This window comes from Bradyrhizobium sp. RDI18 (assembly GCF_043203335.1).
Lineage (GTDB): Bacteria > Pseudomonadota > Alphaproteobacteria > Rhizobiales > Xanthobacteraceae > Bradyrhizobium > Bradyrhizobium retamae.
Window position 1 is genome coordinate 1,062,894 of record NZ_JBICRN010000008.1, and the last position, 19,008, is coordinate 1,081,901.

The 19,008-nt window shown below is 62.9% G+C and carries 20 protein-coding genes and 1 pseudogene; 12 read left to right on the top strand and 9 right to left on the bottom strand.

All coding sequences use genetic code 11. From position 1 onward, the window contains the following. Positions 1 to 39: 39 nt before the first annotated feature. Positions 40 to 432 (bottom strand): hypothetical protein, encoded by a 393-nt coding sequence (locus ACFXS9_RS13915; RefSeq protein WP_392689681.1) that lies wholly within the window; start codon positions 430 to 432, stop codon positions 40 to 42. A gap of 167 nt (positions 433 to 599) precedes the next feature. Here ACFXS9_RS13915 and ACFXS9_RS13920 point away from each other — a divergent pair, with 167 nt between their 5' ends. The 4 genes from ACFXS9_RS13920 (at position 600) to ACFXS9_RS13935 (ending at position 2,671) form a co-directional block, all read left to right on the top strand. After that, positions 600 to 848: a hypothetical protein gene (locus ACFXS9_RS13920; RefSeq protein ID WP_392689683.1), complete on the top strand. Its 249-nt coding sequence runs from the start codon at positions 600 to 602 to the stop codon at positions 846 to 848. A gap of 141 nt (positions 849 to 989) precedes the next feature. Further along, complete coding sequence (locus tag ACFXS9_RS13925; protein ID WP_392689684.1) at positions 990 to 1,589, top strand: formyltransferase family protein; 600 nt, start codon at positions 990 to 992, stop codon at positions 1,587 to 1,589. A 202-nt stretch (positions 1,590 to 1,791) separates the two neighbouring features. Next, entirely contained in the window at positions 1,792 to 2,145 is a 354-nt protein-coding gene (locus tag ACFXS9_RS13930) for a hypothetical protein (protein WP_392689686.1), read from the top strand. Positions 2,146 to 2,221: 76 nt separating this feature from the next. Further along, on the top strand, positions 2,222 to 2,671 hold the full coding sequence (locus tag ACFXS9_RS13935) for a hypothetical protein (RefSeq protein ID WP_392699772.1): 450 nt from the start codon (positions 2,222 to 2,224) through the stop codon (positions 2,669 to 2,671). 70 nt (positions 2,672 to 2,741) lie between these two features. Here the strand turns inward: ACFXS9_RS13935 and ACFXS9_RS13940 are convergent, their stop codons facing one another. Both ACFXS9_RS13940 and ACFXS9_RS13945 read right to left on the bottom strand, forming a co-directional pair. Continuing rightward, positions 2,742 to 2,945: a hypothetical protein gene (locus tag ACFXS9_RS13940; protein ID WP_065747310.1), complete on the bottom strand. Its 204-nt coding sequence runs from the start codon at positions 2,943 to 2,945 to the stop codon at positions 2,742 to 2,744. A 77-nt stretch (positions 2,946 to 3,022) separates the two neighbouring features. Further along, the gene (locus ACFXS9_RS13945; RefSeq protein WP_392689689.1) at positions 3,023 to 3,421 is read right to left on the bottom strand and encodes a RidA family protein; all 399 of its coding nucleotides are present in this window, start codon (positions 3,419 to 3,421) and stop codon (positions 3,023 to 3,025) included. Between the two features lie 159 nt (positions 3,422 to 3,580). On the opposite strand from ACFXS9_RS13945, the gene ACFXS9_RS13950 reads away from it, so the two are divergent. Both ACFXS9_RS13950 and ACFXS9_RS13955 read left to right on the top strand, forming a co-directional pair. Then, the gene (locus ACFXS9_RS13950; protein ID WP_392689691.1) at positions 3,581 to 4,459 is read left to right on the top strand and encodes a DMT family transporter; all 879 of its coding nucleotides are present in this window, start codon (positions 3,581 to 3,583) and stop codon (positions 4,457 to 4,459) included. 174 nt (positions 4,460 to 4,633) lie between these two features. Then, entirely contained in the window at positions 4,634 to 6,061 is a 1,428-nt protein-coding gene (locus tag ACFXS9_RS13955) for a caspase family protein (protein ID WP_392689693.1), read from the top strand. A gap of 90 nt (positions 6,062 to 6,151) precedes the next feature. On the opposite strand, the gene ACFXS9_RS13960 is transcribed toward ACFXS9_RS13955, so the two are convergent. Both ACFXS9_RS13960 and cysK read right to left on the bottom strand, forming a co-directional pair. Then, positions 6,152 to 6,391 carry a BrnA antitoxin family protein gene (locus ACFXS9_RS13960; protein WP_392689695.1) on the bottom strand — a complete coding sequence of 80 codons (240 nt, stop codon included), beginning with the start codon at positions 6,389 to 6,391 and terminating at the stop codon, positions 6,152 to 6,154. 2 nt (positions 6,392 to 6,393) lie between these two features. Continuing rightward, the gene (gene cysK / locus ACFXS9_RS13965; RefSeq protein ID WP_334362792.1) at positions 6,394 to 7,371 is read right to left on the bottom strand and encodes a cysteine synthase A; all 978 of its coding nucleotides are present in this window, start codon (positions 7,369 to 7,371) and stop codon (positions 6,394 to 6,396) included. A 233-nt stretch (positions 7,372 to 7,604) separates the two neighbouring features. Here cysK and ACFXS9_RS13970 point away from each other — a divergent pair, with 233 nt between their 5' ends. Further along, a complete protein-coding gene (locus ACFXS9_RS13970) occupies positions 7,605 to 7,820 on the top strand; it encodes a hypothetical protein (protein ID WP_247508911.1) in 216 nt (71 codons plus the stop codon). 6 nt (positions 7,821 to 7,826) lie between these two features. Here the strand turns inward: ACFXS9_RS13970 and tgt are convergent, their stop codons facing one another. Then, positions 7,827 to 8,960, bottom strand: a complete 1,134-nt coding sequence (gene tgt, locus ACFXS9_RS13975; RefSeq protein ID WP_392689698.1) for a tRNA guanosine(34) transglycosylase Tgt — start codon at positions 8,958 to 8,960, stop codon at positions 7,827 to 7,829. Positions 8,961 to 9,221: 261 nt separating this feature from the next. On the opposite strand from tgt, the gene ACFXS9_RS13980 reads away from it, so the two are divergent. From ACFXS9_RS13980 to ACFXS9_RS13995, 4 genes and pseudogenes are all read left to right on the top strand, one after another. Then, the gene (locus ACFXS9_RS13980; protein WP_392689700.1) at positions 9,222 to 10,346 is read left to right on the top strand and encodes a patatin-like phospholipase family protein; all 1,125 of its coding nucleotides are present in this window, start codon (positions 9,222 to 9,224) and stop codon (positions 10,344 to 10,346) included. 137 nt (positions 10,347 to 10,483) lie between these two features. Then, a pseudogene (locus ACFXS9_RS13985) lies at positions 10,484 to 11,235 on the top strand (TetR/AcrR family transcriptional regulator). A 319-nt stretch (positions 11,236 to 11,554) separates the two neighbouring features. Further along, entirely contained in the window at positions 11,555 to 12,115 is a 561-nt protein-coding gene (locus tag ACFXS9_RS13990) for a PepSY domain-containing protein (RefSeq protein WP_392689702.1), read from the top strand. Positions 12,116 to 12,365: 250 nt separating this feature from the next. After that, entirely contained in the window at positions 12,366 to 13,391 is a 1,026-nt protein-coding gene (locus ACFXS9_RS13995) for an aspartate-semialdehyde dehydrogenase (RefSeq protein ID WP_392689704.1), read from the top strand. Positions 13,392 to 13,648: 257 nt separating this feature from the next. Here the strand turns inward: ACFXS9_RS13995 and ACFXS9_RS14000 are convergent, their stop codons facing one another. Continuing rightward, entirely contained in the window at positions 13,649 to 15,247 is a 1,599-nt protein-coding gene (locus ACFXS9_RS14000; protein ID WP_392689706.1) for an adenylate/guanylate cyclase domain-containing protein, read from the bottom strand. A 496-nt stretch (positions 15,248 to 15,743) separates the two neighbouring features. On the opposite strand from ACFXS9_RS14000, the gene ACFXS9_RS14005 reads away from it, so the two are divergent. After that, entirely contained in the window at positions 15,744 to 16,169 is a 426-nt protein-coding gene (locus tag ACFXS9_RS14005) for an SgcJ/EcaC family oxidoreductase (RefSeq protein ID WP_392699773.1), read from the top strand. A 107-nt stretch (positions 16,170 to 16,276) separates the two neighbouring features. Here the strand turns inward: ACFXS9_RS14005 and ACFXS9_RS14010 are convergent, their stop codons facing one another. Both ACFXS9_RS14010 and queA read right to left on the bottom strand, forming a co-directional pair. Next, positions 16,277 to 17,587, bottom strand: a complete 1,311-nt coding sequence (locus tag ACFXS9_RS14010) for a PQQ-dependent sugar dehydrogenase (protein WP_392689708.1) — start codon at positions 17,585 to 17,587, stop codon at positions 16,277 to 16,279. A 293-nt stretch (positions 17,588 to 17,880) separates the two neighbouring features. Continuing rightward, positions 17,881 to 18,957, bottom strand: coding sequence for a tRNA preQ1(34) S-adenosylmethionine ribosyltransferase-isomerase QueA (gene queA / locus ACFXS9_RS14015; RefSeq protein WP_392689710.1), 1,077 nt, complete (start codon positions 18,955 to 18,957; stop codon positions 17,881 to 17,883). Positions 18,958 to 19,008: the final 51 nt, after the last annotated feature.

The following is a 19,008-nucleotide window of genomic DNA, read 5'->3' on the forward strand; positions in this document are numbered from 1 at the left end:
CGCGCTTCGTTTCACGCAGGATGGATCGCAATTTGATCGCTAGCACCCACGGCAGATCCCGGTGAACGAACTCACCTCGGGCCGCCCCCGCGGGCGAACCGGCGACTTACGTGGGGCCTTGCGCGCACTGACGATCCGCTGCGAGGCGCTTGGATATGGCGGCGTCACGACGCGTGCGCGCGGCGCCTCGACTGAGCCGTAGGAGACGGCCGGCGGCGGGGGGTTGGGGCGGAGCGGTGGCACGTTCGCGGCATTGCCGATGCCGCTGGGATCGGAGAGCGCCCTCGGGTTGGCCGGTCCGAACGGCACGCCCGATATCGGCGCATTGCCAGCGCCAGCCGAGCCGGCTGGCGGCGTCAGTTGTGCGAATGCCTTTACGGGAACGATCAGGCTGAGCGCCACGAAGAGAACAAGCGCCGAATTGCGGGACATCTAGGTCTCTCCGGGAGGCTCCCACTCAACGAATATGTAGGACGCGCGTTCCCCAGCTTCCAGGCGAGCCCATTTCCATGCTGCCCGCCCTGTTACGGAGCGGAGTAGGCGTCGGCGGGAGAATCAGTCCTAATCAAGGCGCGATCACGTTTTGAGATTCCGGCGGCATGAACCAGCCCGAAGTGCTCGATTCCGATATCCGCGCCCTGCAGCAATGGCTGCGCGCTGCATGGCAGCAGCTCGGCGATCCCGCCCTCACCGCCTTCGCCCGGCGCGAGCTTCGCAACCAGATGAAGCAGTGCAGCGCCGACTTGCGGGCGTGCCTGCAAAGGGTGGCTGATGAACAACAGCCCGAGCCGGTCCGATCACCGGCCTCGCCCTATTCCAGGCCAGAACTGCGGATCCTGTCATGGTGACGGAACAGGATTAGGCCTGCCGCTCCGCCGTGCTCGGCCGACCCGCCCTGTTGATAACCCGCGAGCCGGTTGGCGAGCGTCGAAACAGGCCGGCATCGTGTGCTATCGGCATATCGGCCCGATTAACGACGGACAGAGCACATGCGGATTACCCTGGTCGGTTCCCGCCATTTTGGCGTGACGACATTCAATACCCTACGCCAACATGGGGTCGATATCGTTCGCGTCGTCGTTCACGACGGCGAGGACCGGCTTGCCGCCGCGGCGCGGGTCGCCGGGATTGACGTCGTGGTGCAGGCCGATCCGAAGCGCGTGATCGCCTCCGAAATCGCACCAGCGACCGACCTGATCGTCACTGCACACAGCCATGCCCGCGTCACCAGGGAGGCGCTGGCCACATCCAAACTCGGCGGCATTGGCTATCACCCCTCGCTGCTGCCTCGGCATCGCGGCATCGCCGCAGTCGAATGGACCATCAAGGAAGGCGATCCGATCACTGGCGGTACCATCTACCATCTCGCCGACCGGATGGATGCCGGCGCGATCGCCGTGCAGGAATGGGTGTTCGTCAAAAAAGGAGAAACCGCCCGAGAGCTCTGGGAGCGCGCGCTGGCGCCGCTCGGCCAGAAACTGTTGGCAGACGTCATTTACCACGCCAAAGCCCACGGCAGCCTGCCGGCCACGCCCCAGGATGAGGAATTTGCCACCAAGGCACCAAGCCTGACCGACGCCAAGCATTGATCTCTACCATAGTACCGCCAAATCCCATAATCCGCCGCACTCGTGACGAAACTGCGAATTTTTCCGTTCCTCCGCCGGAACCAGATTCACCTTGATGTGTTTGAGATCGCGGGAACATTCCTCAGTGCTGCGACGCACCCAAGTTTGGACACATTGTGGCCAGATAAGGCGCGCCATCACACACATCGCAAGGAATTGATTCATGCGCGCCAACCGCATCCGCAACCTGCTTTTTGTTTCGTTTCTCGCCTCCGCAGCGACGCTAGCGGCCGGTCCCGCCTCCGCCCAGAACCCGTATGACGGTCTTTGGCAGGTCACGGTTGTCACAAAAACGGGCAGTTGCGATGCGCAGACTACGTCGACCGTGAATGTCACCGGCGGCAAGATTTCGGGCGGTCCGGTTTCCGGCAGCGTCGGTAGCGGGGGACTTGTGCGAGTCTCGATCAATGGTGCATATGCGAACGGTCAACTCAGTGGCAACTCCGGATCGGGGAAATGGAATGGGGCTTCAGCTGGTGTCGCATGTAGCGGTCGATGGGAAGCGTCCCGTCAGTAAGGCAAGCCAGACATTTGAATCTTCTGAATCTTCTGCCAAAGCGCGGCGGCTGACATTCGCAGCCGTCGCTTTTTTTATGACGGCCGTTTTAATGACGGCTTTGGCCACCACCACCCCGAGCCACGCTCAGTCCAGTACGTTCGCCGGCATGGCCGGCACATGGTCCGGTCCCGGCACGGTGACGCTGGATGACGGTTCGAGCGAGCGGATCCGCTGCCGCTCCATCTACAAGGTGATCGGGGCCAGCATGGAAATGGCCCTCACCTGCGCCAGCGACGCCTACAGGTTCAACCTGCAAGCGGCGGTGGTCTCAGCCGGAGGCGAAGTCAGTGGCACCTGGAGCGAAACCAGCCGGAACATCGGCGGAACCATCCAGGGCCGCGGGGCTGGCGGCAGTTTCCAGGTGATCGCCCAGGCGGCCGGATTCGCCGCCAACATCTCGCTGAAGACCACCGGCAACAAGCAGCAGATCGCCCTGAGGGCCGACAGCGTGTTCCGCGCTGCCAATATCTCGCTGTCGAAGTAGACCAATCCCGCCCGCCACCCGTCATCGCCCGCGAAAGCGGGCGATGACGGGTGTGGATCTCGTTCAACCCTTAACTCGTCTTCGGTTTCTCGAGCTTCGCCGCGGTCTCCTTGATCGTTTTGGCGATCAGCAAAGCCTGCTCCTTGTTGAACGCAAAATCCTGCACGCCGCGGTGCGTGGTCAGCGACAGCACCATGATGTCGGGCTGGTGCTCGGGCCAGCCGGTTGCGAAGGCGGTCACGAAGTCTGCAGAGGTCGATCGAGTAGTGGTCATTGGCTCACGGTATCCTTTTGTCTTTGCCGGCGCGCCTGATGAAACGGACAGCGCCGTCCGGTGGTTGTGATGTCCGGTTACGCCTTGGGCACGAAGGCGGTGACTTCGATTTCGACCTTGGCCCTGACATCGACCAACCCGTCGATGTAGAGCAGCGTCGACGGCGGGAAATTGCGCCCGAGTGTTTCCTTCCAGGCCGCACTGATGCCGGGACCTGCGGCCTCGTATTCGCTGCGGCTGGTCAGGTACCAGGTCAGGCGCACGATGTGCTCGGGGCCGGCGCCTGCTTCGCCAAGCAGCTTGACGATACGCTTCAGCGCCGTGCCGACCTGCGCGGCCATGTCGGGAGCATAGTCGCCCTTCTCATCGCCTCCGGTCTGGCCGGCCAACACGATCCATTTGCCTGAAGCGTCGACCTCGACACCATGCGAGAAGCCGCGGGGTTTCGACCATTCGGCCGGTTGCAAGATGCGCATGCGTAAGTCCTCCTTGAGACCGCCGCTCTTAGCACTGAACCGGCAACCGCTCCCACAGCGAAATTGCAAAGGCGTGCATCGCTGCCCCCGCGCATTTGCGCGTTGCAAATTGTGGCGCGCTCGCCGATACCGGCCTGCCCTCAACTGATCTCCCCTCGAATGGACCGCACACAATCCAAAACCCTGGCCGCGCTGTGGATGGCCGGCTGGCTGACCCTGATGCTGATCATCGCGATCGCCGGGCGCGAGGCGGCGCGAGAGATCAACGTGTTCCAGCTCATGGAGATGCGCTCGATCCTCGGCTTTCTGATGCTGTACCCGCTGATCCGTGCCAAGGGCGGATTTGCCATGATGAAGACGGCGCGGCTGCCGCAGCACGTTGCGCGCAACCTCATTCACTACGGCGCGCAGCTCGGCTGGTTCTTTGCGCTCACGCTGATCCCGATCGGTCAGGTGGTGGCGATCGAATTCACCATGCCGATCTGGACCGCGATCCTGGCCGCTACGTTTCTGGGCGAGCGCATGACACCCTGGAAGATCGCTGCGATCGTGCTCGGAATCGTCGGCGTCTTTGTGATCGTTCGCCCCGCTGCCAGCGAGATCAATCCGGGGCAGTTGATCGCGCTGGCGGCCGCGGTCGGGTTCGGCGTTTCGGTAGCGATGGTGAAGTCGCTCACCCGGACCGAGCAGACGCTCTCGATCATGTTCTGGATGCTGGTGATACAGTCGGCGGCCGGTCTCTTCCCCGCGCTCTACGTCTGGACCTGGCCGCCAGCCCATCTCTGGGGCTGGGTGGTTGTGATCGCGTTTTGCGGCACGTTTTCCCACTACTGCATGGCGCGCGCGATGCTGCACGCGGATGCCACTGTGGTGATCCCGATGGATTTTCTGCGGGTTCCGTTGAGCGCCGCTGCGGGCTGGCTGATCTATTCGGAACGGCTGGATGCATTCACCGTGTTCGGCGCGGCGCTGATCCTCACCGGCAATCTGCTGAACCTGAAACCGAATCCTTCGCCGCCTGCGCGCGTGCAAGGTTGAAGTTTATTTCCGGGGCTGTGATCTAGATCACGCTACGGCGCGTGTCGTGACGGTAACGGATGGCTCCGGATTTGGCCGTTCGGCTGCTTTTTTGTGGTGCGAAGCGGGCGATATTTGTAATGTCCAGCCAGCGTTACAGCCAAAGCCTTTGTTGATTCTGCAGGGGGATTTCATATGCGTTACCCAACGCTCATTTTGTCCGTCATATGCACGGTCTTTGCGGCCGGAACCGCTCAAGCCGAAAAGCGCGTCGCTTTCGTCGTCGGCAACGGCACCTACAAGAACGTTGCTCCGCTTCCGAATCCCTCAGTTGACGCAAAGGCGATGGCCGCCGCGCTGCGTAATGTCGGATTCGAGGTGGTCGAGGGGTCCAACCTCACGCGCGACAAGATGACCGAACGTCTGCTCGACTTCGGCAAGAAGGCGCAAGGCGCCGACGTCGCGCTGTTCTTCTATGCCGGCCATGGCATTGCCATCTCCGGCACCAACTATCTGTTGCCGATCGACGCCGACATCAAATCCGAAATGGACGTCAAGCTTGGCGCCGCGATCAATATCGACCTCACCCTCGAGCAGACCATGGGCGATGCCAAGGTCAAGCTCGTGTTCCTCGACGCCTGCCGTGACAACCCGTTCGCAGCCAAGATCAAGTCGAACTCCGCCACCCGCAGCGTCAACGTGCAGACCGGCCTCGCCGAAATGAAGTCCGGCGAAGGCACGCTGATCGCGTTTGCGACCGGCCCGGGCCAGACCGCACTCGACGGCCAGGAAGGCGGCAACAGCCCGTTCACGCGCGCCCTGCTCGCCAACCTCACCCAGCCCGGCGTCGAGATCCAGCAGGCGATGACCAAGGTCCGCGCCCAGGTCAACGAGGAGACCAGCAAGGGTCAGCTCCCCTGGGGTCACACCAACCTGATCGGTGCGGTCTACCTGAACGGCGCGCCCGCGCCCGGCGCCGTGGCGGCTGCAGCGCCGGCGTCGGGTCCAAAGCCGGGCTCCGACGTCGAACTGGAGTTCTGGCGCTCGATCAAGGATTCCAACAAGCCGGAAGAGTTCAACGCCTATCTGACCAGCTATCCCAACGGTCAGTTCCGGTCGCTGGCGCTGTCGCGGATTGCGTCGCTCGAGAGCGGAGCAAAGGATGCAACCCGCAACCTGAGCACGGGAATCGATCCCGCGACCTTCAAGGACGAAGCAAACCAGACCACCGAGGATCAGATCGGCCTCGATAAAGGCCAGCGCCGCGACGTGCAGCGCCGCCTGAACGGGCTCGGTTTCGATACCAAGGTCACCGGCCAGTTCGACGCCCCGACCCGCGCCGTGATCACGCGCTGGCAGGCGGCGCGCGGCTATCCGAAGAGCGGCTACCTCAACAAGCTGCAGCACAAGGCGCTGCTGACGGAGATCGTGGCGGCCGCACCGACTGCGAGTTCCGATGAGGAGCGTCCCGCTCCCAAGCGCCGCGCCCCCAGCACCGTTCAGGCGCAGCCTCAACCGCAGCCGCAGCAGCCCCCGCCGCAGCGCCAGTACAGCAACCCCGGCCCCGATCCAGCCGGTGCCGGACGCTTCATCGGCGGTGTCGTCGGCGGCATGCTGCGCTAATGGCGAGCGACCCATCTGCCAAAAAAGGCCCGGGATCATCCCGGGCCTTTTTCATTCTGCAGGTCGCAAATCAACGAGCCTAAGAGCGTTCTATTTGCCTGCAGCCTTTCGCAGCGCCTCGTTGATGCGATCCTGCCAACCCGGACCACCCTCCTGAAACCATTCCAGCACATCCTGATCGATCCGCAGCGTGACCTGCTCGCGCACGCCGGGAACGACGGCTTGTTTGGCCGGTGCTTGCGCCACCTTCGCGGTGGCGCGCTTGAATGCGGCCTCGGCTTCGGTGCGTGCATCGTTCAGGGTTCTCGGCCGCCGCGGCTGGTCCGCCATCGCTAAATTCCTTCAAACAAGGCCGTCGACAAATATCGTTCGGAGAATGACGGCACGACAGCCAGAATGGTCTTGCCGTCGCTCTCGGGACGCTTGCCGATCGCAAGCGCCGCCGCGATCGCAGCGCCCGAGGAGATGCCGCCGGGAATGCCCTCCATGCGCGCCAGCGCACGCGAGATTTCGATCGCAGTCGGGCCGTTGACCCGGACGATCTCATCGATCACAGAACGATCCAGAATGTCCGGAATGAAGCCGGCGCCGATGCCCTGGATCTTGTGCGGCGTATGCTGGCCGCCGCCCAGCACCGGGCTTTCCTCCGGCTCGACGGCAACGATCCGCAAAGACGGCTTGCGCGGTTTCAGCACCTGTCCGACGCCGGTGATGGTGCCCCCGGTGCCGACGCCGGCAACGAAGAAATCGATGTTGCCGCCGGTGTCGTTCCAGATCTCTTCCGCCGTGGTGCGGCGATGAATTTCGGGGTTGGCGAGGTTCTTGAACTGCTGCGGCATCACGGCGTTGGGCGTGCTGCGCACCAGTTCCTCGGCGGTTGCGATTGAGCCCTTCATGCCCTGCGCGGCAGGCGTCAGGATGATCTCGGCGCCAAGGAACGCCAGCATCTTGCGTCGCTCGATCGACATCGATTCCGGCATCACAAGCTTCAGCCGGTAGCCGCGTGAAGCCGCGACGAACGCCAGCGCGATGCCGGTATTGCCTGAGGTCGGCTCGATCAGCACGGTGTCGGCGTTGATCACGCCGGCCTTTTCCATCGCGATCACCATCGCCGCGCCAATGCGGTCTTTGACGCTCGCGGCAGGATTGAAATATTCCAGCTTGGCCAGGATGGTCGCGCTAACACCATGTGCCTCCGGCAATTTGCGCAAGCGAACGATTGGCGTGTCACCGATCGCATCGACGATGGAGTCGAAGACCCGTCCCCGCCCCGGACGTTGCACTGCACTCGCGGCTGACGATGCATCCATCTCGACACTCCCAAAGCGATCATGTGCGGGGAAAAGGCGCTCTCCTACTTAGGAGGCGGCCACATCGATGCGCAAGCCGGAATTGCCGGAACGAAGAATTCGCTGCATTGCAAAACAAGAACGTCACTAAATATCGCGAAATGAACGCATTTGTGTTGCCACATCGTCAAAGATTTTGGTGTATACTTTCGTAGTGGGCTGAGCCAGAAGGTTCAGATCGCTTGGAGGTCACGATGCCAGCTTTTGCTGAAGTCCGGTCGACCGTGCCGCTTGGACCAGATCCGCGTGGATGTGATCTGCCGACGTGCCCTGTGTGTGCTGACACCATGGTGGCCGCGGAAGCGTCAGCCTACCTCAACGACAACGTGATCAGCTATCTCTGGACCTGTGATACCTGCGGTTACGGTTTCGTGACCAAGCATTCGGTCAAGCGGTTCGCCTGTAATTGACTTAAGCTATCTCGGAGCTATGTCACCGCGCGCCCAACCGGCGCGCGTTTGGTTTTGGAACGTCTCGAACGTTCCGCTAGCGATCGCGTCGCGCATGCCCCGCATCAGATGCTGGTAATAGGCCACGTTGATTTCCGACAGCAGCATCGCGCCAAGCGTCTCTCCTGACCTGACCAGATGATGCAAATAGGCGCGCGAGATGTTGCGCGCCGAAGGCCACTCGCTCTCCTCGTCGAGCGGCCGCGGATCGTCGGCATGGCGGGCGTTACGCAGATTGATCTGGCCGAAGCGGGTGAACGCCATGCCGTGACGACCGTTGCGGGTCGGCAGCACGCAGTCGAACATGTCGATGCCGCGCGCCACCGCCTCCAGCAAATCCTCGGGCGTGCCGACGCCCATCAAGTAGCGCGGACGGTCCACAGGAAGCGCCGGCGCGGTTTCCTCGATCATCGACAGCATCACCGCCTGCGGCTCGCCGACCGCAAGTCCGCCGATCGCGTAGCCATGGAAGCCGATCTCGACCAGCCCGCGCGCATTGATATGGCGCATCTCGGGAATGTCACCGCCCTGCACGATGCCGAACAGCATGTAGCCATCAGGCGCGCTCTCGAACGCGCGCTTGCTGCGCTCGGCCCAGCGTAGCGACAGCCGCATCGCGCGTTCGATGTCGTCGCGCGAGGCCGGCAGCCGCACGCACTCGTCCATCTGCATCGCGATGTCGGCGCCGAGCAGCCGCTGCACCTCGATCGAACGCTCCGGCGACAGCTCGACCTTGGTGCCGTCGATATGTGAGCGAAACGTCACGGCCTTTTCGCTCACCTTGCGCAGGTCCGACAGCGACATCACCTGGAAGCCGCCGGAATCCGTCAGCATCGGCCCGTTCCAGCCGGTGAAGGCCTGCAGGCCGCCGAGATCAGCGATCCGCTCGGCGCCCGGCCGCAGCATCAGATGGTAGGTGTTGCCGAGCACGATATCGGCGCCCGCATCGCGCACGTCGCGCCAATGCATGCCCTTCATCGCCCCCGCCGTGCCGACCGGCATGAAGGCCGGCGTTTGCACCACGCCATGGGGCGTCGTCAGGCGGCCGGTACGGGCTGCGCCATTGGTGGCGAGCAATTCGAAATGATTGGGAAGATTCATGGCGCTGCTTATTGCGTGCCGGGAACGGCCAATCAACCGCCCAGTGTGTGTTCCGAGCAGCCCGTGCCCCACGCCGGACACAATTGAGCGACCCGCCCCTCGTCACTGGCTTGTTAAATAAAACGATACCGTATAGTTTTATAAACAAGGGACGCTGCTGGCGATGAGGCCGGCGGCGGTAATAGCGTGTACGGTGACTGACGGCGAATGCCCTCCCCCTCTTTCCCGACTGAATCACTCCTCTCCGACCGGTGGATCAGGATGGCAGGCTCACGCCTGCTCAGGTCAGCCGTCCTGCTGTGCAGCCTCGCGGCTGCCGCCTGCACGTCCCTGCCGCGGACTTCCTACACCGCCGCGGATGCCTCCAGCTCCCGCGTGCTCGATATCGACGGCCTGCGGCGCTACACCGACGAACCCGTCACAAAATTCCGTTTCGAGAAAGACGACCTCTCCTCAACCAAGACCTATCTCGCGCTCTCCGGCGGCGGCGCCGATGGCGCCTATGGCGTGGGCGTCTTGAACGGCTGGACCGCAGCCGGCACCCGCCCGACCTTCTCGGTCGTCTCTGGCGTAAGCACCGGCGGCCTGATTGCGCCTTTCGCGTTTCTCGGGTCCGAGTACGACGACACGTTGAAGGAGGTCTACACCAGCGGCATAGCAGAGAGCCTGCTCGCTGATCCCAGCATCATTCGCGTGCTGTTCGGATCCGGCCTGTTCGGCAATAAGCGACTGCGCGAGCTGGTGGCCCGCTATGTCGGGCCGGAGGTCCTCGCCGCCGTTGCGCGCGAAAATGCCAAGGGCCGAAAACTGCTCGTGGTGACGACCGATCTCGACACCCAACGCACGGTCGTTTGGGACATGGGGAAAATCGCAGCGGTCGGTTCGCCCGAGGCGCTGCGCCTGTTTCGCGACGTGATGGCGGCCTCCGCCAGCATTCCCCTGGTCTTCCCGCCGATCCTGATCGAAGCCGAGGGCCAGGGCCGGCGCTTTGAGGAGATGCATGTCGACGGCGGCGTGACTGCTCCGGTCCTGACGCTGCCGGACGCCCTGCTCTTCCAGGGACGTCTGCCCGGAAACAGCCGGATGAACATCTACATCCTCGTCAACAAGAAGCTCGAACGAACTTTTGAACTCGTGTCCAACAGCACGATCGATGTCGCCTCACGCAGCCTGTCGTCGATCACCCAGTCCCAGACGCGCTCGGTCATCTTCTCGACCTACGATTTCGCCAAGCGCAATCGGTGGGGCTTCCATCTGTCCTATATTGAGCGCGACTATCCCGCGTCGCCCTCGGAGGGATTCGACACCGCCTATATGCGCGCCCTTTATCGGTACGGCTATGAGAAGGCTTCATCGGGCCGCGCCTGGACCTCGACGCTTCCGTGAGCCGCTTTGCGAGCGGAACGACGTCCTGCCGGGACCGTCGACGATATGGCCAATTCGGCCAGATTCGCGATGACGCCCCTGTTACTGCGCGTTATAGAGCAATGACCGATATCACGACCGCGCAGGAATCGATGGGCATGGGATTGACTGCGACCAAGGCCAGACCGGCAAGACGAGACATCCCGAAGTCGCGCGGCGGCCGGCCGACAAAAAGCGCCGCCATCGAGCGCGATCAGCGGCTGATCGAAGTTGCCACCCGCCTTTTTTGGACCGGGGCTACGACGCAACCTCGCTTGATGCGGTTGCGGAAGCAGCCCGGGTCAGCAAGCCCACCGTCTACTCGCGCTACGGAGACAAGCGCGGGCTGTTTGCAGAGGTGCTGAGGCGCGAGATTGACCGTTGGCTTGCGCCGCTTGCTGAAGCGGCGGAGGTGCAGCTCACGCGTTCCTCGGACATTTCGGTCGAGCAGCGCCTGATAGAAGTCGGGCGCGAGATGCTGATGTTCACCTGCGGGCCCGATGCCGTCGCGTTCAGCCGCATGATGACGGCGCAGGCCATCAACTTTCCCGACATTGCCAAACTTGGCAAGGAAGAGGGCTGGTTGAAGGCCGTTTCCACGACCGCGCGCTTCTTTGATCATTTGGTCGCACAGGGCGCTATGGACGTCGAGGATACCGGCATCGCGGCTGAGGTCTTTCTCGATGTGGTCGTCGGTCACACCCACCGCATGGCGACGTTCGGAACGCCGCTGGAGATGAAGTCCGCCGAAAAACGCATGCGCTCGGCGATCAGGCTGTTCCTGGCCGGTGCGCTTGGGCCATCGAGCCGCGTTCAGTCCGCCCCCAAGGGAACCACTAAGGGAACCACTCGGCGCCGCCCTTCCCGCTGACAATTCCGTGAGAACGGCGTTTCACGTGCGTTACCCCATGGCGGCATCGTTGACCAAAACAAAACGATACGGTATGGTTTTATTATAAGCGAGTGCGGGCGTCCGCTTTCACTGGTCCCAGCGGGGGCTCGCACCGCTTCGATCGCCGCAAGCGGCGGTACCTTTGCGGCGTTCCGCGGCCGGCCCGAATACCTCCAAAGGGTCGGCCGCGCTTTCTTCGAGGCGATCCGGCCAACCGCCGGCCGAGACAGGCTCATCGATGGAGACTGCAACAATGCATGCGCCGAGACCTTGGAGACAGTTGCTTGCAGCCATCCTTGTGGCGTTCATCCTGCCGGCCCCGGTCTATGCCATCGCGTCGTCGACCGGCGAGCCAGCCTCGCTCCGCAACGAGGCCGGCGATGGCGCAGCGTCCGACCAGCAGGCGGTCAGCCGCGAGCTCGAGCTCTTCCGCGGGTCGGCGGTCTCGCTGAGCCAGGCGATGGCGATTGCCGAAGCCCTGCATGCCGGCGCGACGACCGCCGATGTCAGCTTCGACGGCGCGCCGGATTCACCGGTCTACCGCGTCAAGACCCTTCACAACGACCGCATCTGGCATCACGCCATCGACGCGACGACTGGCAAGATCGTCGGCGGCGAAGCCGCCCTGCCCCTGAAGGAGTTCGATGCCGAGGCCCGCACCAACCTCGTTGCACTCAAGACGATCCGGCAGCGCCTGGCAGATGCCGTCCGCGTGGCCGAGCACGCGGCGTCGGGCAAGGCCATCAGCGGCGGCCTGATCCGCGAACGCGGCCGGCTGAATTTCGCAATCGTCGTCATGAGTGGCAACGACCTGAAAGCGGTGATCCTCGAGCCTCCCGGCGCCGCAAGGCGGCGATGACGGGCTCGTCTGCCCCCGTTGCAGCCCGGATGGGGCGAAAAGCCGTTGACGGGAGCCCCAAGCTGCCGCATAAGTCCGCGCCATGACGACTTCGACCAAAGCGACCACGAAAACCAAAGCACCCTCCGGGGCTCGGGAGCCGTGCGCGCGTAGTCGAACGATCGCATTATCCGAACCGAAGCCCCGCCTGAAAAGGACCGGGGCTTTTTTATTGCCTGCAAGCCATGATGCTCAACCAGAGGATAGACCCGTGAGCCACGAACCCGTTGTAGCCATTGCCGGCGTGACCGGCGCGGTCGGCGCCGAATTCATCGCCACCATGGATAGGCGCGCTTTTCCGGTCGGCAAGCTCAAGGCGCTGGCGAGCGCCCGCTCGGCCGGCAAGACCATCGATTTCCGCGGCGAGAAGATCGTCATCGAGGAGCTCACCGAGAAGTCGTTCGAGGGCGTCGACATCGCGCTGTTCTCGGCGGGCAGCGGCATCTCACGCAAGTTCGCGCCTGGTGCCGTGAAGGCCGGCGCGGTCGTGGTCGACAATTCCTCGGCGTTCCGGATGGATCCGAACGTGCCGCTGGTCATCCCGGAGATCAACGCGGGCCGCATCCGCGACCACAAGGGCATCATCGCCAACCCGAACTGTTCGGCGATTACCGCGCTGGTGCCGCTGTGGCCGATCCACCGCCACAACCGCATCAAGCGCATGATCGTCTCGACCTACCAGGCGGCAAGCGGCGCAGGCGCGGCCGCCATGGAAGAGCTCGTGGAGTCGACCCGCGCCTATCTCGACGGCCGGCCGTTCGCGCCCAAGGTGATCCCGCTCCCCTACGCCTTCAACGTCTTCAGCCACAACACGGCAATCGATCCCGAGACCGGTTACAACGATGAAGAGACCAAGGTGATCAAGGAGACCCGCAAGATCTTCGAGGATGACCAGATCGCCATTGGCGTCACCTGCGTGCGCGTGCCGGTGCTGCGCGCCCATTGCGAGGCGATCACCTTTGAATGCGAAAAGCCGATCACCGAGGATGAAGTGCGCGCGATCCTGTCGAAGGCGCCGGGCGTCAGAATCGTCGACGACCGGGCAAAGAACTATTTCCCGATGCCGATCGATGCGTCCGGCCAGGACGACGTTCTCGTCGGTCGCATCCGCAAGGATCTCAGCGACGCCTCCGGCCACTCGATCTCGATGTTCGTGTCGGCCGATCAGCTCCTGAAGGGTGCGGCGCTGAACGCGATCCAGATTGCGGAGCTGTTGCCGGAACGCGCGCTGGCGTGATGTTAGAGATCGCAGGGTGGGCAAAGGCGCGCAAGCGCCGTGCCCACCATTTCGTCACCAGCGGAAGAAGACTTTCAGCACAACAATTGCTGACGCATGCACCGCAGCAAAAAGGGGTCTGTTCGATCACCTCGTCGATGCCCGCTAGCACGGTTCATTCGGGCAACCCCGCTTTCCGAAGACCCTCGATCAACAGCTTCGCGTTTGATTGTCCGCCCCGAGCGATTATCGCCGATATTGTAAAGGCGGGGTCGATCTCAAGCACGCGCCGCCGCCTCGTGCGCCTCAGCGGCACGTCCGAGATGGGCGAAGGCGGACGCGAGGCAGCGGTAAGTTGCTACATAGTGGTTCTGACGAAGGGCTTTCTTCCCTACGACTATCGCCTCGTCAAAGCGACGCAGCTCAATAAGGGCCAGCCCAATGCCAGTAAGCGTCATGTATATCAGCGGGTCTACCGGGCTCATGCGAACGGCACGTTCAAAGCTCCGGATCGCTTCCTCCTGCAGCCCCGCAATTCTATAGACATGGCCTCTGCTGTTCCATGTGATCCATGAATTTGGGTTGAGCGCGACCGCCCGGTCAGCCATTTCGATCTCGCCTTCACCATCGCCGACCATGAACGCCAAGACTACGGCAACCATTGACAAAACGTCTGGATCGTCATCGTCGAGGCTCAATGCCAAACGAGACAGCCGAATTGCTTCCTTGCGTTCGAATTGCGGATCGGCGGCATAGCCCGCAACGACTTTGTTCGTGTGACAGAGAGCTGCCAGAGCCGCGACCAAGCCAAACTGGGGGTCCAGCTCCAAGGCCCGATGAGTCAACCTTATCGCCTCGGCCAAACTCTCGCGGGTCAACGAATAGAACTGGTGCAGAGCTCGAAGAAAGAAATCATAGGCAATGAGGTTCTCCGGTCGTCGCCGCGTCGCCTTTGCAATCTCTGTGTGAAACAGTTTTGGTTGAACGGCTGAGACAACCGCTACGGTGACTTCGTCCTGAAGAGCGAAAACATCAGTCAGGTCGCGCTCGAACCTGTCCACCCAAATGTGTGCGCCTGTCACCGCATCAATCAACTGGCCTGTGATGCGAACTTTCCCCGCTGCTTTGCGGACGGACCCCTCAAGGACATAGCGGACGCCAAGCCTGCGTCCGACCTCTTTCACATCCACGGCTTTGCCTTTGAACGTAAAGCTCGAATTTCGTGCGATTACGAACAACCATTTGAACCGCGAGAGCGCGGTGATGATCTCCTCGACCATGCCGTCCGCAAAATATTGCTGCTCGGGGTCGCCGGACATGTTCTCGAACGGCAGCACGGCGATGGAGGGCTTGTCCGGGAGTGGCGGGGCCACACTTAGCCTATCGACCAGCATGCCGTGCGCTCCCGCGCGCACAGCAAAAGCGCGGACCGGCTTGGAGATGTTCTTGAGCTGCTGCTCGCCCCGATCCTCGAAGTCAACGTCCAGCTTACCCTCGACCTCGCTGTACACCTTTTCGGAAATCAGGATGCCGCCCGGATCGGCGATCCCTTCCAGTCGGACGGCAATGTTGATCCCGTCGCCGTAGAGGTCACCATCTTGCCCAACGATGACGTCACCAAGGTTGAGCCCGACGCGCAACGTCAGGGGACTGCTGCCAGAGGTGAGATGATCCTGTATCTCAATCGCGCATCTCGTGGCGGCTAAGGGGCTCGCGAACTCGGCCAGCGCGCCGTCACCCGTCGTCTTGATAAGTCGCCCTTCATGGCGGGAAAGGCTCGGCTCGATCAATTCCCGCTTCAGCCGTTCGAACTCGGCGTAGGTGGCTTCCTCAGCACGTTCCATAAGCGCGGAGTAACCAACCACGTCGACGGCCAAGATTGCCGCCAATCGTCTCTGAACCCGGTGCTCCGTCACAGTGCCCTCCGAACGACCAGGCAAGACACGTCGCTGGGACAAGAAGAAGCCTAGCACTTTGTTGTGGACCTGTGAGCGGTAATCACGGGAGGCCGTTGCCCAAGCGGCGTCCCGTGGCACGCCGGCAATAAGTATGCATTAACTCGTGAGGTCCAAATTGCGACCCAAAGGGAGCATCGACCTTTTTTGCTCTCTGGTAAGTCAACCGCTCTGACTTATGGTTCGCCGGTCGCGGATGATGTAGTTTCACTCGTGTGAGGTCACGAAACACCGTCAAGCCAGGTTGGGACAGTTCAAGTTCAATTTATGAGCCCAGGTGACATCGATTACCTGACGCCAAACCACGCAAGTCTAATCGCTCGCATTGCAAGAGGCCGTCTCATAGCTGGCCGTATTCGCAAGGGAGTGCGTCATGCGATCATTTACAAGAGCAGCTAGTGCAGCGCTTGCCCTGTGCATGGTGCTGCTATCATTTGGCTCCAGCGCTTTGGTCGAACCGAAAACGGAGGTAGCGGCAGCGGCCTCGGCATGGGGGCAAGCTATTGGCGGAGGCGATCCGGAAAAAGTCTTGACGCTCTATGCGGACGACGCCGTGCTCTGGGGCACGCTGTCGCCGACCGTGCGTTCCGATCGGGCGGCGCTACAAGATTATTTCGTGAACGCCTTCAAGGTTCTGCCCGGCCTGAAGGTCGCCTTCGGCGATCAATTGGTCCGCGTGTACGGGAACGCGGCGATCAACACTGGCTACTACACGTTCTCCTATGTCAGGGATGGCGAGGCGAAGACCTTGCCCGCGCGTTACAGTTTCACTTACGTCAAGAACGGCGAGCGTTGGCTGATCGTCGACCACCATTCCTCGGCCATGCCCTCAACACCGAAATAGCTCACCAGCTTTCAGTTGGTGATATCGGTAGGAACTCCGCTGCAGCCGGGTCGCGGCTCGTCTGGATTGATCCGGAGCCGCGGTCGCAGACCACGAGCCGAGCCGGCTCAGCCACCTCGATCGCCCGTCACGCGCCAGATGACGTTGCCGACATCGTCGGCCACCAGCAGCGAGCGGTCGGGCCCGAGCGTGACGCCGACCGGCCGGCCGTACGAGACCTTCTCATCGGCTGCGAGAAAGCCCGTCAGAATATCCCGCGGCGGGCCGGAGGGGCGGCCGTTCTCGAACGGCACGAAGACGACGGCGTAGCCGCTCAGCGTGCTGCGATTCCAGGAGCCGTGCTGGCCAATCACCATGCCATCCGGAAAGCCGGGAAGCGTGCCTGATGGCATCCAGCAGAGGCCGAGCGAGGCGGTGTGGCCACCGAGCGCATAGTCTGGCGTAATCGCCTTTGCGACCAAGGCTGGGTCCTGCGGCACGCGGTCGTCCACCATCTGTCCCCAGTAGCAATAGGGCCAGCCGTAGAAGCCGCCGTCGCGCACCGACGTCAGATAGTCCGGCGGTGTTTCGTCGCCGAGGCCGTCGCGCTCGTTGACGACGGTCCAGAGCACGCCGGTGTTTGGCTCCCAGGCGAGGCCCACGGGGTTGCGCAGGCCGCTGGCGAAGATACGGCTCGTGCCGTTAGCCAGATCGAGTTCATAGATCGCAGCGCGGCCCTGCTCGACCTCCATCCCGCTCTCGGCGATGTTGCTGAGCGAGCCGATGCCGGCGTAGAGCTTTTTTCCATCCGCGCTCGGCAGCAGGCTCCGCGTCCAATGCCCGCCGGGCTTGAACGTGACGAGTTTTCGTCCGTCGGCCGTGATGCGGTCCGCGCCAGCCACATAGGGAAAGGCAACCACGCCATCGGTGTTGCCGACGTAGAAGGTATCGCCCACCAGCGCCATGCCGAACGGCTGGCTCAATCCCTCCATGAAAATCCCGCGCCCCTCCGCAACGCCGTCGCCGTCGCGATCCCGCAACAAGGTGATACGGTCAGCGCTGACGCCCAGCGCTGCAGCACGCCGCATCGTCGCCTGCATCGCATAGTGGAATACGCTCCTGGGCGGTCCCGCAATCTGGGTCGCCTCGGCAATGAGCACGTCGCCATTGGGCAGCACGCTGATCCAGCGCGGATGGTCCAGGCCGGTCGCAAACGCGTTAACCTTGAGCCCGGGCGCGGCGGTTGGCTTCTGCCCGTCGCTCCACCCTTGCGCCGTCGGCATCTTGAGCGTCGGGATCGCGCCTTGCGGCTTCGCCTCCGGAATCGCCGGCGTGTTACCCCACGCCGGTGCAGGCGCGGATCCCTGCAGACGGCGCCACAGAAGCGCAACAGCGCCGATCAGCGCGACGATGCGCGCAAAGATGCCCGACATGTTCATGAAGTTCTCCACTTGACGGCGCGCACCCTATCCGACGCCAGGAAGTGTTGGAACCTTATCGTCGGCGCGCGAACTCGCTGGCACCTATGCGTTTTCGAGCGAAGGCGGCAGTGAGTACCAGGCAGCGCGCGGTGCCGATGCGTGGCGGGAGACGGTAGTATTACGATCTTGGCGACATCGGCCGAATCGCAGAAACACAATCTTGGCGCTTTATTGTCAGAGCGCTTCCTCCCTGAACTTTTGCCCGCCCAATTGGCGGGCCTCTTTTTCAAGCGAGGACGCCCGGCTTCGCCTCAATCCGGCGCGCGAAACAGCAGGCAGGCATCGCCGTAGGAATAGAACCGGTAGCCGGCCGCGATCGCATGCGCATAGGCGCGCTTCATCGTGTCCAGACCCGAGAACGCCGACACCAGCATGAACAGCGTCGAGCGCGGCAGGTGGAAATTGGTCATGAGGATATCGACCGCGCGAAAGCGATAGCCCGGCGTGATGAAGATCGAGGTCTCGCCATCGAACGGCTGAACGGTGCCGTCTTCGCGCGTGGCGCTCTCCAATAGCCGTAGCGATGTGGTGCCGACAGCTATGATGCGCCCGCCCCGGGCGCGCGCGGCATTCAACGCGGCAGCGGTATCAACGGAGATCGATCCCCATTCGGCATGCATCCTGTGCTCGGAGGTCTCCTCCACCTTCACGGGCAGGAAGGTCCCTGCCCCGACATGCAGCGTTATCCGATGCAATTCGACGCCGTGGCGGCGTAGCGCCGTCTCGAGCTCAGGCGTGAAATGCAGTCCCGCCGTCGGTGCCGCGACCGCCCCCTCATTTGCGGCGAACATGGTCTGATAGTCGGCGGCATCGCGATCGTCGGGCGTGCGTTTGGAGGCGATATAGGGCGGCAGCGGCGGCGTGCCGAGATCGGCGACGGCCTGGTCCAGCGCCGGACCGTGAAACGAAAACGACAGCGTGATCTCGCCCTCTTCGCCCTTGGCCTCGACCTCGGCGTCGAGATGGCCGAGCAGGCAGACCTTGCCTTCATTGCCGAAGCGAACGACGTCGCCGGGCGCGAGCTTCTTCGCCGGCTTGACCAGCGCGCGCCAGCGCGACCCGTCCAGCCGCTTGATCAACGTCGCCTCGATCTTCGGCTCGGTCTCGCGGCCGATGCGCCGGCCCTTGAGTTGGGCGGAAATTACCTTGGTGTCGTTGACGACGAGTTGGTCGCCAGGCTCCAGCCATTGCGGCAACTCGGCGACGGTGCGGTCGCGCAGCACGCCATCGGGCTGCACCACCAGCATCCGCGCAGCATCGCGCGGGCTCGCGGGCCGCAACGCGACGCTGGCGGCGGGGAGTTCGAAGTCGAAGAGATCGGTGCGCATGGCACAGGTACGCCTCACTTGGCGACATTCCGGGGCACGCGAAGCGTGAAC

What these genes read in the sequence shown, in the direction of transcription:
- ACFXS9_RS13915 (WP_392689681.1), bottom strand. Translation starts at nt 432, where the DNA reads ATGTCCCGCAATTCGGCGCTTGTTCTCTTCGTGGCGCTCAGCCTGATC.
- ACFXS9_RS13950 (WP_392689691.1), top strand. Translation starts at nt 3,581, where the DNA reads ATGGACCGCACACAATCCAAAACCCTGGCCGCGCTGTGGATGGCCGGC.
- ACFXS9_RS13930 (WP_392689686.1), top strand. Translation starts at nt 1,792, where the DNA reads ATGCGCGCCAACCGCATCCGCAACCTGCTTTTTGTTTCGTTTCTCGCC.
- ACFXS9_RS13970 (WP_247508911.1), top strand. Translation starts at nt 7,605, where the DNA reads ATGCCAGCTTTTGCTGAAGTCCGGTCGACCGTGCCGCTTGGACCAGAT.
- ACFXS9_RS13935 (WP_392699772.1), top strand. Translation starts at nt 2,222, where the DNA reads ATGACGGCCGTTTTAATGACGGCTTTGGCCACCACCACCCCGAGCCAC.
- ACFXS9_RS13920 (WP_392689683.1), top strand. Translation starts at nt 600, where the DNA reads ATGAACCAGCCCGAAGTGCTCGATTCCGATATCCGCGCCCTGCAGCAA.
- ACFXS9_RS13980 (WP_392689700.1), top strand. Translation starts at nt 9,222, where the DNA reads ATGGCAGGCTCACGCCTGCTCAGGTCAGCCGTCCTGCTGTGCAGCCTC.
- ACFXS9_RS13960 (WP_392689695.1), bottom strand. Translation starts at nt 6,391, where the DNA reads ATGGCGGACCAGCCGCGGCGGCCGAGAACCCTGAACGATGCACGCACC.
- ACFXS9_RS14010 (WP_392689708.1), bottom strand. Translation starts at nt 17,587, where the DNA reads ATGAACATGTCGGGCATCTTTGCGCGCATCGTCGCGCTGATCGGCGCT.
- tgt (WP_392689698.1), bottom strand. Translation starts at nt 8,960, where the DNA reads ATGAATCTTCCCAATCATTTCGAATTGCTCGCCACCAATGGCGCAGCC.
- ACFXS9_RS13955 (WP_392689693.1), top strand. Translation starts at nt 4,634, where the DNA reads ATGCGTTACCCAACGCTCATTTTGTCCGTCATATGCACGGTCTTTGCG.
- queA (WP_392689710.1), bottom strand. Translation starts at nt 18,957, where the DNA reads ATGCGCACCGATCTCTTCGACTTCGAACTCCCCGCCGCCAGCGTCGCG.
- ACFXS9_RS14005 (WP_392699773.1), top strand. Translation starts at nt 15,744, where the DNA reads ATGGTGCTGCTATCATTTGGCTCCAGCGCTTTGGTCGAACCGAAAACG.
- cysK (WP_334362792.1), bottom strand. Translation starts at nt 7,371, where the DNA reads ATGGATGCATCGTCAGCCGCGAGTGCAGTGCAACGTCCGGGGCGGGGA.
- ACFXS9_RS13945 (WP_392689689.1), bottom strand. Translation starts at nt 3,421, where the DNA reads ATGCGCATCTTGCAACCGGCCGAATGGTCGAAACCCCGCGGCTTCTCG.
- ACFXS9_RS13925 (WP_392689684.1), top strand. Translation starts at nt 990, where the DNA reads ATGCGGATTACCCTGGTCGGTTCCCGCCATTTTGGCGTGACGACATTC.
- ACFXS9_RS13940 (WP_065747310.1), bottom strand. Translation starts at nt 2,945, where the DNA reads ATGACCACTACTCGATCGACCTCTGCAGACTTCGTGACCGCCTTCGCA.